We start from the raw sequence: 12724 nt of genomic DNA, 5'->3' as shown, positions 1-12724 counted from the left end.
AGGATAATCAATCCTCGTCGTCGCCGTTCATGCCCGGGTTGAGCCGCTCGCGCAGCTCCTTGCCGGTCTTGAAGAACGGTACCCATTTTTCCTCGACGAAAACGGAATCGCCGGTACGCGGGTTGCGCCCGGACCGCGAGGGCCGGTTCTTGACCGAGAAGGCGCCGAAGCCACGCAGTTCGACCCGGTTGCCTGCGGCGAGCGCGTCGGTGATCTCATCGAGGACCGCGTTGACGATATTTTCGACGTCGCGGTGGTAGAGATGCGGATTGCGAGCTGCAACAATCTGCACCAGTTCTGACTTGATCACTGTCGCCCCCTCAAATTCTTGTTTGTTTTGCTTTTTCGGTCTGCATTGTGATTTCCGCAAGGCGGTGCGCGGCATTTGCAAAATCACCGACATCGCTCGACGGCTCAGGCTGGGTATATGTCGCCTTGCTCATTGGCCATCAACCTGCCAAACCGAAACAAGACCGTCAAGAAACAACTTGTCGCCTGCAACTTTTTCGAGCCCGCTCATTGCCGGAAAAGCGTCATATCCCAACATCTTGATCCAGTTGCCGACCAGCGCGCCGAGGCCAAAAGGCAGGGTCTTGCGGGGGGCTTCCCAATCGACGATCGGCAGGTCCTTCGACACCTTTTTCTCGGTGAGGAAGGCGCGAATTTCGTCCTCGCCGCCCAGCTTGTCGACGAGCTTGGCCTTCAGCGCCTGGCGACCGGTGAAAATGCGTCCGTCGGCGAGCAGCAACGCATCGGGACGCGACAACTTGCGGCGCTCGGCAACCAGGTCGACAAACCAGGCGTAGCTGTCGTCGATCATCGACTGGATCATGGCCTTCGCCTCGTCGCTGGCCGGATGGAAGGGCGAAGGTTCCGCCTTTAGCGGCCGCGACTTGATCGATTCCAGGGAGACGCCGAGCTTGTCCATCAGCTCCTTGACCTGCGGATACTGGAAGATGACGCCGATGGAGCCGGTGATCGAGCTTTCGCCGGCAACGATCGTATCGCCGCCAAGCGCAATCATGTAGCCCGCCGAAGCGGCAAGCGTGCGCACATCGGAAACGACCGGTTTCTTGGCGGCGACCTTGCGGATCGCCTTATAGATGACCTCGCCGCCATAGGTGGTGCCACCCGGCGACGAAATGGTCACGACCAGCGCCTTGACGCTGTCGTTGTCGGCAATCTTCTGCAGGCGCTCGAGCAGCTCGCGGTCATCCTGGATCAGGCCGGTGATCGCGACGCGCGCCACATGCTGCCTGTTGTGGCCGACGTCGTCGGCAGCACCGGACCAGGCAAAGATCGCGAGCGCGACGAGGAGAAGCAGGCCCGCCACCACAAAGCGCCAGAAGCTCAACTTCCGGCGCAGGCTGCGGCGATCGGCGATGGCGAGTTCGTCCATGTGGGTTTCTCCCGATTTGTTGGCGCTGCTTCTGTCAGTTTCCGCGGGAACGTGCTATCTGCGCGCGAAGAGGCATATTCCATAAACGCGCTTGGTCACGGTTGAAAGCCGCGGCAGGCGTTTTTGCGCCTTACCCGAGTTTTTTTGCGGCGCCATTGTGCGACAGCAAAAAATATCCATATTTGCGACGACTTACACCAATGTATGTAAATGACCCCTTCGCCGGGTCAGCGACAAAAGCAGTAGAACCGACAGGCCTTTTCATGTTGAACCACGCGCCAGCCCCGGGCATCTTTGCCGATACGGGTGCGAGCTCCGCCGACGCCTACGCGCTCGCCGCGCGGCATTCCGCGCGCGTGCGTCGCCTGAAGATCATCCTGCCGATCATCGCCGGCGTCATCGCCGTCATTTTTGCCGCCGTCTCCTTCGTGCGCGCCTTCATGCCCGTCGACCTGCAGATCGAGACCGCGACGATCGAGGACGGCAAGATCGTCATGAAGAACCCGGCGATCTCCGGCCGCAACAAGCAGGGCATCAGCTATTCGATGAAGGCCCAGCGGGCGCTCCAGGATATCGCAAACCCCGACATCATCACGCTGCAGACGATCCACGCGGAAATGCCGATGAAGGATTCGATGATGGCAACCGTCGACGCCACCAACGGCATCTACGATCGCGGCGCCAATACGCTCGACATGAACGCCCCGTTCACCATTTCCGTCAATAATGGCATCAACGCCGACTTCCAGTCGGCCTATCTGGACATCAATGCCGGCGAGATGGAAACGAAGCAGCCCGTTGCGATCAGCATGAAGGGTGGTTCGATCATTGCGCAGACGCTGCGAATGACGGATAAGGGACGTATTGTAATTTTCGAGGGCATGGTGAGGGTGAACGTCGAGCCCACCGCCATCCGCAAAAACGCGAAATAGGACCCGGTGCACTCCATGTCGGTCACAACCGCATCATTTTTCAAGATTTCCGCCAGCCTGGCCATTGCCGGAGCCGGCGCTTTGATTATTGCCTCCGGCGCTTTTGCGCAGGCCACGTCGAGCAAGATGAAGGGCCTTGAGTTGTCCAACGACAAGCCGATCCAGATCGAGAGCGACAAGCTCGAAATCAAGGACCCGGAAAGCAAGGCGATCTTCAGCGGCAACGTCAAGGTCGTGCAGGGCACGACGACGCTGCAGGCGGGCAACATGGTCGTCTTCTACAAGTCCGGCGGCGGCTCGGTTTCGAGCGGCGACGCCGACATCGACCGCATCGAGGTCAGCAACAAGGTTTTCCTGAGCTCCGGCACCCAGCAGGCGACGGCCGACACCGGCTCGTTCGACATGACCAAGCAGGTCTTCGTTCTCAAGGGCGACAAGGTCGTCCTCTCGGAAGGCAAGAACGTCTTCGTCGGCTGCCAGCTCAACGTCCAGATGGAAACCGGTGAGGCCCAGCTCGAAGCCTGCGGCGGCCGCGTGCAGATCCAGCTCGACCCGAAGTCCCGCAAGACGAACTGACGTAGACCGCTCGTGCAACTTCCCTTCCTCCACAAGCGCAAACGGGTCCGCAAGCCGTCGGCGACCGCTGCGGTCGCCTCCGGCCATGCGGTCGACAAGGCGCGCTATGACGGCACGCTGATCGCCCGTGGGCTGACCAAGGCCTATCGCGAGCGCCGGGTCGTCAACGGCGTGTCGCTCGTGGTGCGGCGCGGCGAAGCCGTAGGCCTGCTCGGGCCGAACGGCGCCGGCAAGACCACCTGCTTCTACATGATCACCGGCCTCGTCCCCGTCGACGAGGGCTCGATCGAGATCAATGGCAACGACGTGACGACCATGCCGATGTATCGGCGTGCGCGCCTCGGCGTCGGCTACCTGCCGCAGGAAGCATCGATCTTCCGCGGGCTGACGGTCGAGGAGAACATCCGCGCCGTGCTCGAGGTCCACGACAAGAACCTGGAGCGGCGCGAGAGCAAGCTCAACGACCTGCTCGGCGAGTTCAACATCACGCATCTGCGCAAGTCGCCGGCGATCGCGCTTTCCGGTGGCGAACGCCGCCGTCTCGAAATCGCCCGCGCGCTTGCGACCGACCCGACCTTCATGCTGCTCGACGAGCCCTTTGCTGGCGTCGACCCGATCTCGGTCGCCGACATCCAGGCACTTGTCCGGCATCTGACCTCGCGCGGCATCGGCGTTCTGATCACCGACCACAACGTTCGCGAGACGCTCGGCCTCATCGACCGCGCCTACATTATTCATGCCGGCGAAGTGCTGACGCATGGTCGCGCCAACGACATCGTCACCAATCCTGACGTGCGCCGGCTCTATCTCGGCGACAATTTCAGCCTCTGAGACCGCCTCGCGGGCGATTCCGCCCGCGATCGCGCTTGACCAAACCTTTCCGATAAGCAATTTTTGGGCCAATTAAGAAAAGGGCCCGATCGGCGACCGGAGTAGCACCGCGGCCCCTGGAGATTTCTCGGGAGTTTCGCGTCAGCATGGCCCTGTCCGCCAGCCTTCATCTGCGCCAGTCCCAGTCCCTGGTGATGACGCCACAACTCATGCAGTCGATCCAGCTGCTGCAGATGACGCATCTTGAACTCAACCAGTTCATCGCCCAGGAAGTCGAAAAGAACCCGCTGCTCGAATTTCAGGCAAATGACGATCAGCTCACCCCGGAGCGGGGCGAAATTGTCGGCGGCGACGAGAGTGGCGGAAACGACGACGGCGGCCGCCAGGCGGATCTCTATGACAGCGCCACATCGCAAAGCGGCGAGCGGCTCGACGACCAGCTCGATGCCGATTTCGCCAATGTCTTCCAGGACGACACGACGCCGCAGCGCGCCGACGCGCCGGAATTGCTTGGCCAGTGGAAATCGATGCCCGGCGGCGGCGAGGGCGAAGACTACGACCTCGACGACTTCGTCGCCGGCCGCAAGAGCCTGCGCGAAACGCTTCTGGAGCAATTGCCCTTCGCACTGCCGACGCCGTCAGACCGACTGATCGCACAGCACCTCATCGACCAGCTGGACGACGCCGGCTACCTGCAGGCGGACCTCGGCGAGGTCGGCGAACGGCTGGGTGCCGCGCATGCCGATGTCGTCAGGGTACTGCTGACGCTGCAGCAGTTCGATCCGCCGGGCGTCTTTGCCCGTTCGCTCGGCGAATGTCTCGCCATCCAGCTGCGTGCCCGCGACCGGCTCGATCCGGCGATGGAGGCGCTGCTTGCCAATCTCGAACTTTTGGCGCGACGGGATTTCGCGACGCTCAAGAAGATCTGCGGCGTCGACGAGGAAGACCTGATCGACATGCTGGCGGAAATCCGCAAGCTCGATCCGAAGCCGGGCACCAGCTTCGAGACCAGCGTCAGCGAGGCGATCGTGCCCGATATCGTCGTGCGGGCAGCGCCCGACGGGTCGTGGCTGGTCGAGCTCAATCCGGACGCTTTGCCGCGCGTTCTGGTCAACCAGGACTACTTCGCTTCGGTTTCGCGCGGCACGCAGAGAAACAGCGCCGACCAGGCCTTCCTCAACGAATGCCTGCAGAATGCCAACTGGTTGACGCGCAGCCTCGACCAGCGCGCCCGCACGATCATGAAGGTCGCGACCGAGATCGTGCGCCAGCAGGACGCCTTTCTCGCCAACGGCATCGGGCATCTCAGGCCGCTGAACCTCAAGACCGTGGCCGACGCCATCAAGATGCATGAATCGACCGTCAGCCGCGTCACCTCGAACAAGTACATGCTGACGCCGCGCGGGCTGTTCGAACTCAAATATTTCTTCACCGTCTCGATCGGCTCGGCCGAAGGCGGCGACAGCCATTCGGCAGAATCCGTGCGCCACAAGATCCGCACGCTGATCCAGGAGGAGAGCACCGAGGCCGTGCTTTCCGACGACGACATCGTCGACATCCTCAAGAAGGCCGGCATCGACATCGCGCGGCGCACGGTCGCCAAATACCGGGAGGCGATGAACATCCCCTCCTCCGTGCAGCGCCGGCGGGAGAAGCGCGCGCTCGCCAAGGCCTCCGGTTTCTGAGCCCCGAACGTTAAGGCGCATTAACTTTTTTGCGACCTTCGATTGACTCTCTCCGACACAGGCGATATGAGCCCGCCGCAATTGCCGGGGACATGCTCGCCCCGGAGGCGACCGGTGCGACCGGTGGCTGCGACAGAGGCGCGCTCGCAAGTCTGAAAGGCTTGGATGACGGGACCGCTTGGAATAGACTGGCTACGCAAATCACGAACGAGAGAGGAAACTCCATGAGTGTGCGTGTATCCGGTAAACAGATGGAAATCGGCGATTCGTTCCGCGCCCGCATTGGCGAGCAGATCGAGCAGGCCGTTACCAAATATTTCGACGGAGGATATTCAAGCCAGGTCACTGTGGAAAAATCCGGGCCGCGCTTTAGCGCCGACTGCAAGCTTCATCTCGATACGGGCGTGGTAATGCAGGCGAATGGCCAGGCGAACGATCCACAGGCAGCCTTCGACGCGGCGTCGGACCGCATCGAAAAGCGCCTGCGTCGCTACAAGCGCAAGCTGAAGGATCATCACAACGGCAACGGACAGAACGCTGCCGAAGTGGCCTACACAGTGATGGATTCGGTGCCCTTCGAGGATGACGAAGTCCCCGAGGATTACGCACCGACGATCGTCGCCGAGAGCTCGAAACAGTTGAGGACGATGTCTGTCGCCAGCGCCGTGATGGCGCTCGACATGACCGACGAACCCGTCCTGATGTTCCGCACTCCCGGCAAGGCTGAGTTGAATATCGTCTACAGACGCAACGATGGAAATATTGGCTGGATCGACGCTGCCAATATCAAAGCATGAGCGAAAAAGAGGGATGCCGGCATGCCGGCGTCCCTCTCCCGCAACTCAGCGGCCAGGCCGGAAAATGTGACTTTTCTGTGCATGGAACCCGCCATGACAAAGATGGTTAGAGCCATTGCGACGCATTTATGATGATGTTGTCCGGCTCTAACCGGCGAACGAGGACAAAAGAATGGCATTGGCAGGTCTACTGCATCAAAATGCGATCATCCCGGCCATGAGGGCCAACTCGAAAAAACAGCTCCTTCAGGAATTGGCGGCAAAAGCTTCTAAGATCACCGGGCTTCCGGAGCGTGAAATCTTCGACGTGATCCTGCAGCGCGAGCGCCTCGGTTCCACCGGCGTCGGCAACGGCATCGCCATCCCGCACGGCAAGCTCAACAACCTTCCCTCGATCATCGGCATCTTCGCGCGTCTCGACACGCCTGTCGATTTCGAGGCGCTCGACGACCAGCCGGTCGATCTCGTGTTCCTGCTGCTTGCTCCGGAAGGCGCCGGCGCGGACCACCTCAAGGCCCTGTCGCGCATCGCCCGCGTGCTTCGCGACCAGGACATGGTCGCCAAGATCCGCTCGAGCGATTCCGCCAGCGCGATCTACACGCTGCTCGACGACGACGCGACCTCGCACGCCGCGTGAGCTTGAACAACGGGGCGCATCCGGCAGGATGCGCACAGTCGCCCGAACCTTGCGTCAATAGAGCTGACGCCCGTTCAAATGATCAATGAAAATCCGGAACAGTGCACCCTGGCTCGAAATGCCGAGCCGGCGATAGATGTTCTTGCGGTGGATGCGAACCGTGCCCTCGGCGATGTTCATCACCTTGCCGATCGACAGGTTACTGTGGCCCCTGAGGATCAGGCGCACGATGTTGCGCTGCTGCTTGGTCAGCCGATCTGAACACAGGCTCTCGAACGCCGCTTCCATCGCGTCGTCGTCGCCCTCCTCGGAAGGCGGCGGCGCGACCGTCTGGCCCCGCTGGCGCCAGTTCGACCGGATGGCCTCGCGCACGATCGGCTCGTAGACGCGCAGCCGGGCCAATTCGGTCTCGCTGAAAGGCTCGCCGCCGCGGCCGCGCATCAACGAGTAGGTCGCCTGCAGGCCGCCGTCGAGCGGGACGACGAAGCCCACCTCCTCGACGAGAACGCCGGATTCCATCGACACGCAAGGATGCACTTCCGCCGACGACGAAAAGTCGGACTGGAAGAACTGGTCCGGCGCAAGCTCGCGCATCCGCCAGAGCCCGGCCGGCTGGCCGGCGCAACAGGCGACATAGAAGGGATCGAGCAGATAGGCGCCGCCGAGATAGGCGGAAAGCGCACTTGCCGACACCTTGGCCGTATAGCCGTCATGCAGGACGATCGGCCTGGCATCGTAGGGGTAGGCAAACACGACCGAGAGATCAAAGCCGGTGACCGACCGGAGCATCCGGTCCAGCGCCCGACCGAAATCCTCGGTGCCGATCAGGCCGATCATCGCCGAGATATCGGCGGACTCGCTTGCGAGCATTCCCTTGTCATCCCCCAACCCTACGTATCCCCCATGGGATATCGACAGCCCCTCACTCGTCAACAATAATTCCCGGGGAGTGAGAAACCGGATCCATCGCGGGTCGTCATTGGCGACCGTTGCGAAGGACGCCCAAGGGGAGGATGACGATGGCAGGCAGGCTTTCAGGCAAGGTGGCGCTGATCAGCGGTGGCGCGGGAGGCTGCGGTCTTGCCGCATCCGAGCTGTTCGCGCGCGAAGGCGCAAAGGTCGCGATCGTCGACCTGCCGCGCAGCAAGGGCGAAGAGGTGGCCGCCTCGATCCGCGCCAATGGCGGCGAGGCGATTTTCGCCCCCGCCGATGTCTCGCTGTCGGCCGAGGTGACCTCCGCCGTCAAGGCGGTCGAAGCGGCCTTCGGTTCCATCACCGTGCTCTTCAACCACGCCGGCATCCTTGCCGTCGGCCCCTTCCTCGAAACGGAGGAGGACGAGTGGGACCGGCTGATGGCGGTCAATGTGCGCAGCATGTTCCTGATGACCAAGGCAGTGTTGCCGGGCATGCTTGCGGCCGGCGGCGGCAGCATCGTCTGCACCTCGTCGATCTCGGCCGTGGCGGCCACACCGATGGAAGTGCTCTACGACACCACCAAGGGTGCCTGCCACATGTTCGCCCGCGCCATCGCCGTCGAGTTCCGCGACCGCGGCATCCGCTGCAACGCCGTCTGCCCGGGCTTCATCGCCACCGACCACGGCAAGCGCGAGCTTGTCGGCCTCAGCAAGTACGGTGTCGACGTTTCGGAGGCGGCCATCGCCGCGCAGCAGGGCCGCATGTGCGATCCGAAGGAAGTGGCGAACGCGGCGCTGTTTCTGGCGAGCGACGAGGCGAGCTTCATCAACGGCACGCATCTGTTCGTCGACAATTGCTTCACCGCGGTTTGAGGGAGGGAAAAATGCTTCAGGCAGGTGGCCACTGGCGCAACTGGGTCGGAAACCAATCATGCATCGTGCGCCATCGCGGCGCGCCGGAGAGCGAGGCGGCGCTGGCCGAAATGGTGCGCGATGCGACAGCGCAGGGGCTGAACGTGCGTTGCGCCGGGTCCGGCCATTCCTTCACACCGGTGGCGCTGACGAGCGGGCTGCATCTGACGCTTTCCAGCATGCAAGGTGTCGTCAACATCGACAGCGCGCGCAAGCGTGTGGCGGTAAAGGCCGGCACCACCATCAACCAGCTCGGCAAGGTGCTGAAGGAAAACGGCCTGTCGCTGATCAACCAGGGCGATATCGACAGCCAGGCGCTGGCCGGCGCGCTGACGACCGGCACACATGGCACCGGCGCCAGGCTCGGCAACATGGCCTCGCAGATCGTCGGCATGCGCCTCGTGCAACCGGACGGCAGCATCCTCGTGGTCGACGAGACGACGCCGGATCTGCTGGAGGCGGCGCGCGTCTCCGTCGGCATGCTCGGCGTGATCTCGGAGATTACCCTGCAGGCGGTGGATAGCTACAATCTCCATGAAAAGCTCTGGCGCTGCACCTTCGACGAAATGATCGAGCAGCACGACGAGCTTGCCGCCAAGCACCGCCATTTCGGCTTCTTCTGGTGCCCGGTGCCCGAGAGCCGCCACTGCTACTGCCTGCCGGATACGGCCTCGGTTTCGACCACCGACAAGACGTCCGACGTCTGCGAGATGAAGGTGATCGACATCACCGGGGAAGCGCCGATGGAGCGCGGTTTCGAGAAGATCGCCTATTCCTCGGAGATCTACCCGATCGAATACGTGCCGAACTTCCACGAGCTCGAATATGCGGTGCCCGTCGCCCACGGCAAGGAAGCGGTCAAGGCGGTGCGCAAGCTGATGCTGGAAAAGCACCCGACCTGCATCTATCCGATCGAGTATCGTTTCACCGCCGGCGACACCGGCTGGATCAGCCCCTTCTTCGAGCAAGACTCGATCACGCTTTCGGTCTCCGGCGAGCCCGGCACCGACTATTGGGAATATCTGAAGGACGTGGACACGATCCTCAGGCAGTACGGCTCGCGGCCGCATTGGGGCAAGCTGCACTTCCTCGGCGCCGAGGATGTAACAGCACTCTACCCCCGCGCCGGCGACTTCCGGGCGCTGAGGGCCAAGGTCGACCCCGAAGGACGCTTCCTTAACGATCACCTGCAGCAATTGTTCGGGTAAGACTTGCCCGCGGCTACCGCCTCACGGTGCACCAAACAAAAACGCCGCGCGAAGTTCGCGCGGCGTTTTTGTTGAATACCGTTCGGCGGGATCAGGCGGCCGGCGTGTCGCCGTTCTCGCCGGCAACGACCTTGGGGCCGCCCTTGGAAACGCCGACCATGGCCGGACGCAGGACGCGGTCGCCGATGGTGTAGCCGGCCTGGACGACCTGCAGCACCGTGTTGTTCGGCACATCCGCATTCGGGATTTCGAACATCGCCTGGTGGAAGTTCGGGTCGAACTTCTGGCCTTCCGGCTCGAGCTTCTTCACGCCATGGCGCTCAAGCGCCGAAAGCATCGAGCGCTCGGTCATCTCCACGCCTTCGATCAGCGTGTTGAGACCGGCTTCGCCCGCTTCCTTGGCTTCCGCCGGAATGGCGTCGAGCGCACGGCGCAGGTTGTCGGATACCGCCAGCATGTCGCGGGCAAAGCCTGCAACCGAATAGGACTTGGCATCCTTGACGTCGCGTTCGGTGCGACGGCGCAGGTTGTCCATCTCGGCAGCAAGCCGAAGGTACTTGTCGCGCAGTTCGGCGCTCTCGGCCCGGGCGAGTTCCAACGGATCGGGCTCGGCAACGGCTGCTGCCTCGGCAGCGTCCGGTGCGGCGTCGAATACCTCGTCGGTGGCCTCGGGTCCGTGCTTGTTCGTATCGTCGGTCATGACGTTCTCCGCAGTGTCGTCTCTATTGTCCTTCGCATTTCCACACCGCAAGCGCGAGCCTGCGTTTCAGCAAAAATGCTCAGGAACTGGATTTGAAGCCGATATCGAGGTTTGGGGCCGAAAAATCAAGGGTTCAATGGCGCACGTGCGCTAAAGGCGCGCTCCTAGCGCGAAAGCCGCGACATCAGCTGCGCGGTATAATCGACCATCGGCACGATGCGCGAGTAGTTGAGCCGCGTCGGACCGATGACACCGACGGCGCCAACGATGCGGTCCTCGCCATCGCGATAGGGTGCGACGATCAGCGAGGAGCCGGACAGCGAGAACAGCTTGTTTTCCGAGCCGATGAAGATCCGCACGCCCGGTCCGCTTTCGGCAAGATCGAGCAGCTCGATCATGCTGTCCTTCTTTTCCAGATCGTCGAACAGCATTCTAAGCCGGTCGATATCCTCGGCGCCTTCGAGCCCTTCGAGCAGGTTGGCACGGCCGCGCACGATCAGGCGCGCCGGCTTCTCGTCGCCCTCGTTGCCCGACCAGATGGCAAGGCCGCGCTCGACGAGATCCTGCGACAGCGCGTCGAGTTCGCCGCGCACGGTCAGCTTCACCCTTTCGAGCTGCGCCCGCACCTCGGCGATCGTCTGTCCGGCGAGATGGGCGTTGAGGAAGTTTGCGGCTTCCGTAAGCTGCGAGCTGGTGACGCCTGCCGGCAGCTCGATGATGCGGTTTTCCACCTGGTCATGTTCGCCGACGAGCACGGCCAGCGCCTTGGTCGGCGCCAGGCGGATGAACTCGACATGCTTCAGCACCGGATCGGCCTTGGCGGTGATGACGAGACCCGCGCCGCGCGACATGCCGGACAGCATCTGGCTCGCTTCGGTCAAAAGCGCATCGACCGGCTGGGTATGGTCGTCGCGCCGGACATGCCGGTCGATCGAGGCGCGGTCTTCAGGTGAGAGATTGCCGACCTGCATGAAGGCGTCGACGAAGAAGCGCAGGCCCGTCTGGGTCGGCAGGCGACCGGCGCTCACATGCGGCGAATAGATGAGCCCGAGGTCTTCGAGGTCGCTCATCACGTTGCGCACGGAGGCAGGCGACAGCGCCATCGGCAGAAGCCGCGACAGATTGCGCGAGCCCAGCGGCTCGCCGCTCGTCAGATAAGTCTCCACGATGCGACGGAAGATTTCGCCCGAGCGCTCGTCCAGCGCGGCTGCGATTTCCTTTGCTCCGGGATTGCGCAGTACCATGTCACTCCACATTTGCAGGCACATCCTGCCGTGGCCGGAATATAGTGTTCCTGCCGCCCGATGGCAAAAGGGAAAAAACGCCCCGTCGCCCGGCTATCCACCGGTTCCCTTTGCTCGCGCCATGTTCTAGAAGGCACAGCAGATACGATAGGAGTTTGACGATGCGGCCATCCGGCAGAAAAACAGATCAAATGCGCAAGGTGTCCTTCGAGCGCAATTTTTCCAAGCATGCGGAAGGCTCCTGTCTGGTGCGGTTTGGCGACACCCACGTGCTGTGCACCGCGAGCCTCGAAGAGAAGGTCCCTGCCTGGCTGCGCAATGGCGGCAAGGGCTGGGTGACGGCGGAGTACGGCATGCTGCCGCGCGCCACCGGCGAGCGCATGCGGCGCGAGGCATCGAGCGGCAAGCAGAGCGGCCGTACCCAGGAAATCCAGCGGCTGATCGGCCGGTCGCTGCGCGCCATCGTCGACCTGCCGGCGCTTGGCGAACGCCAGATCTCGATCGACTGCGACGTGATTCAGGCTGACGGCGGCACCCGCACAGCTTCGATCACCGGCGCCTGGGTGGCGCTCCACGATTGCCTGAAGTGGATGGAAGCGCGCAACATGGTCAAGGTCGAGAAGGTCCTGAAGGACCATGTGGCCGCCATCTCCTGCGGCATCTTTGCCAACCAGTCCGTGATTGACCTCGATTACCTCGAAGATTCCGCCGCCGAGACCGACGCCAACTTCGTCATGACCGGCTCCGGCGGCATCGTCGAGATCCAGGGCACGGCCGAAGGCAAGCCGTTCTCGGAAGAGGAATTCGCAAGCCTGATGGGCCTTGCCAAGAATGGCATTGCCGAACTGGTCGCGCTGCAGAAGCAGGCGATCGCCGGCTGAGGAAGGAA

The 12724-nt window shown here is 62.6% G+C and carries 14 protein-coding genes; 9 read left to right on the top strand and 5 right to left on the bottom strand.

All coding sequences use genetic code 11. From position 1 onward, the window contains the following. Positions 1-7: 7 nt before the first annotated feature. Together M2267_RS01740 and sppA are read right to left on the bottom strand one after the other, a co-directional pair. Positions 8-385, bottom strand: a complete 378-nt coding sequence (locus M2267_RS01740; protein ID WP_246810660.1) for an integration host factor subunit beta — start codon at positions 383-385, stop codon at positions 8-10. A gap of 54 nt (positions 386-439) precedes the next feature. Then, on the bottom strand, positions 440-1399 hold the full coding sequence (gene sppA / locus M2267_RS01735; protein WP_043615623.1) for a signal peptide peptidase SppA: 960 nt from the start codon (positions 1397-1399) through the stop codon (positions 440-442). Positions 1400-1662: 263 nt separating this feature from the next. Here sppA and lptC point away from each other — a divergent pair, with 263 nt between their 5' ends. The 6 genes from lptC (at position 1663) to ptsN (ending at position 6857) form a co-directional block, all read left to right on the top strand. Continuing rightward, entirely contained in the window at positions 1663-2331 is a 669-nt protein-coding gene (gene lptC, locus M2267_RS01730) for an LPS export ABC transporter periplasmic protein LptC (protein ID WP_043615620.1), read from the top strand. 15 nt (positions 2332-2346) lie between these two features. Beyond that, a complete protein-coding gene (locus M2267_RS01725) occupies positions 2347-2907 on the top strand; it encodes an LptA/OstA family protein (RefSeq protein WP_192448025.1) in 561 nt (186 codons plus the stop codon). A 12-nt stretch (positions 2908-2919) separates the two neighbouring features. Beyond that, the gene (gene lptB, locus M2267_RS01720; protein WP_043615614.1) at positions 2920-3738 is read left to right on the top strand and encodes an LPS export ABC transporter ATP-binding protein; all 819 of its coding nucleotides are present in this window, start codon (positions 2920-2922) and stop codon (positions 3736-3738) included. A 146-nt stretch (positions 3739-3884) separates the two neighbouring features. Next, positions 3885-5423: an RNA polymerase factor sigma-54 gene (rpoN, locus tag M2267_RS01715; RefSeq protein WP_429112126.1), complete on the top strand. Its 1539-nt coding sequence runs from the start codon at positions 3885-3887 to the stop codon at positions 5421-5423. Positions 5424-5647: 224 nt separating this feature from the next. Beyond that, a complete protein-coding gene (gene hpf / locus M2267_RS01710) occupies positions 5648-6220 on the top strand; it encodes a ribosome hibernation-promoting factor, HPF/YfiA family (RefSeq protein WP_034797455.1) in 573 nt (190 codons plus the stop codon). A 172-nt stretch (positions 6221-6392) separates the two neighbouring features. Then, positions 6393-6857 (top strand): PTS IIA-like nitrogen regulatory protein PtsN, encoded by a 465-nt coding sequence (gene ptsN, locus M2267_RS01705; protein WP_043615607.1) that lies wholly within the window; start codon positions 6393-6395, stop codon positions 6855-6857. A 54-nt stretch (positions 6858-6911) separates the two neighbouring features. On the opposite strand, the gene M2267_RS01700 is transcribed toward ptsN, so the two are convergent. Beyond that, complete coding sequence (locus M2267_RS01700) at positions 6912-7727, bottom strand: helix-turn-helix domain-containing protein (RefSeq protein ID WP_043615604.1); 816 nt, start codon at positions 7725-7727, stop codon at positions 6912-6914. A 149-nt stretch (positions 7728-7876) separates the two neighbouring features. On the opposite strand from M2267_RS01700, the gene M2267_RS01695 reads away from it, so the two are divergent. Together M2267_RS01695 and M2267_RS01690 are read left to right on the top strand one after the other, a co-directional pair. Continuing rightward, positions 7877-8644 carry an SDR family NAD(P)-dependent oxidoreductase gene (locus M2267_RS01695; RefSeq protein WP_043615601.1) on the top strand — a complete coding sequence of 256 codons (768 nt, stop codon included), beginning with the start codon at positions 7877-7879 and terminating at the stop codon, positions 8642-8644. 11 nt (positions 8645-8655) lie between these two features. Next, a complete protein-coding gene (locus M2267_RS01690; protein WP_043615598.1) occupies positions 8656-9891 on the top strand; it encodes a D-arabinono-1,4-lactone oxidase in 1236 nt (411 codons plus the stop codon). A gap of 91 nt (positions 9892-9982) precedes the next feature. On the opposite strand, the gene grpE is transcribed toward M2267_RS01690, so the two are convergent. Then, on the bottom strand, positions 9983-10591 hold the full coding sequence (grpE, locus tag M2267_RS01685; protein WP_043615596.1) for a nucleotide exchange factor GrpE: 609 nt from the start codon (positions 10589-10591) through the stop codon (positions 9983-9985). A gap of 164 nt (positions 10592-10755) precedes the next feature. Further along, positions 10756-11835, bottom strand: a complete 1080-nt coding sequence (hrcA, locus tag M2267_RS01680) for a heat-inducible transcriptional repressor HrcA (RefSeq protein WP_104662632.1) — start codon at positions 11833-11835, stop codon at positions 10756-10758. 161 nt (positions 11836-11996) lie between these two features. Here hrcA and rph point away from each other — a divergent pair, with 161 nt between their 5' ends. Further along, the gene (rph, locus tag M2267_RS01675) at positions 11997-12716 is read left to right on the top strand and encodes a ribonuclease PH (protein ID WP_429112123.1); all 720 of its coding nucleotides are present in this window, start codon (positions 11997-11999) and stop codon (positions 12714-12716) included. Positions 12717-12724 lie beyond the last annotated feature (8 nt).

The sequence above is a fragment of the Ensifer sp. KUDG1 genome (assembly GCF_050434285.1).
Taxonomy (GTDB): domain Bacteria; phylum Pseudomonadota; class Alphaproteobacteria; order Rhizobiales; family Rhizobiaceae; genus Ensifer.
The sequence above is the reverse complement of the archived record's forward strand: the minus strand, read 5'-3'. Positions and strand labels throughout refer to the sequence as shown.

Excerpts from the sequence above, each read along its gene's own strand:
- lptC (WP_043615620.1), top strand. The coding sequence starts at position 1,663 with ATGTTGAACCACGCGCCAGCCCCGGGCATCTTTGCCGATACGGGTGCG.
- hpf (WP_034797455.1), top strand. The coding sequence starts at position 5,648 with ATGAGTGTGCGTGTATCCGGTAAACAGATGGAAATCGGCGATTCGTTC.
- rpoN (WP_429112126.1), top strand. The coding sequence starts at position 3,885 with ATGGCCCTGTCCGCCAGCCTTCATCTGCGCCAGTCCCAGTCCCTGGTG.
- M2267_RS01695 (WP_043615601.1), top strand. The coding sequence starts at position 7,877 with ATGGCAGGCAGGCTTTCAGGCAAGGTGGCGCTGATCAGCGGTGGCGCG.
- rph (WP_429112123.1), top strand. The coding sequence starts at position 11,997 with ATGCGGCCATCCGGCAGAAAAACAGATCAAATGCGCAAGGTGTCCTTC.
- M2267_RS01690 (WP_043615598.1), top strand. The coding sequence starts at position 8,656 with ATGCTTCAGGCAGGTGGCCACTGGCGCAACTGGGTCGGAAACCAATCA.
- M2267_RS01725 (WP_192448025.1), top strand. The coding sequence starts at position 2,347 with ATGTCGGTCACAACCGCATCATTTTTCAAGATTTCCGCCAGCCTGGCC.
- grpE (WP_043615596.1), bottom strand. The coding sequence starts at position 10,591 with ATGACCGACGATACGAACAAGCACGGACCCGAGGCCACCGACGAGGTA.
- ptsN (WP_043615607.1), top strand. The coding sequence starts at position 6,393 with ATGGCATTGGCAGGTCTACTGCATCAAAATGCGATCATCCCGGCCATG.
- M2267_RS01740 (WP_246810660.1), bottom strand. The coding sequence starts at position 385 with ATGCCGCGCACCGCCTTGCGGAAATCACAATGCAGACCGAAAAAGCAA.
- sppA (WP_043615623.1), bottom strand. The coding sequence starts at position 1,399 with ATGGACGAACTCGCCATCGCCGATCGCCGCAGCCTGCGCCGGAAGTTG.
- M2267_RS01700 (WP_043615604.1), bottom strand. The coding sequence starts at position 7,727 with ATGCTCGCAAGCGAGTCCGCCGATATCTCGGCGATGATCGGCCTGATC.
- hrcA (WP_104662632.1), bottom strand. The coding sequence starts at position 11,835 with ATGGTACTGCGCAATCCCGGAGCAAAGGAAATCGCAGCCGCGCTGGAC.